Raw genomic sequence first — 331 nt, 5'->3', positions numbered from 1 at the left:
GCTGCGCCTGGGCGGAGGCGGCGGCGTCCTGCGCCGCGCGCATTTCGGTGACCGACTGCTTCAGCGCGGCGCGCAGCCGGTCTTCCGCATCCTCGGCGCGGGCGGGGGAGGAGGCGGCGGCGAGGCCGGCGAGCAGGGCGGTGAGGAGCGGGGCGCGCATGGCTCAGAAATTCGACTGGAGTTCGAAGTAGAGGCTGTCCGTGCGGTATTGCGGCCCGCTCACCGTATCGGCGGAGAGCCAGCGCAGACCGAGGAAGGTGTCCCTGGCGATGCCGAGATTGCCGGCGATGATGAAGCCGCGCGCGTTGGTGCCGCCGTTGTGGAATTCGGC

Annotated in this window: 1 protein-coding gene; it reads right to left on the bottom strand. The window is 71.3% G+C overall.

The window, feature by feature from the left end:
- Positions 1 to 163: 163 nt before the first annotated feature.
- A partial coding sequence (locus tag R5H29_RS22985; protein WP_407073554.1) for a putative porin occupies positions 164 to 331 on the bottom strand: 168 nt, incomplete at its 5' end.

Origin of the sequence: Stenotrophomonas sp. A3_2 (assembly GCF_036624925.1) — a bacterium.
Lineage (GTDB): Bacteria > Pseudomonadota > Gammaproteobacteria > Xanthomonadales > Xanthomonadaceae > Stenotrophomonas > Stenotrophomonas hibiscicola.
The sequence above is the reverse complement of the archived record's forward strand: the minus strand, read 5'-3'. Positions and strand labels throughout refer to the sequence as shown.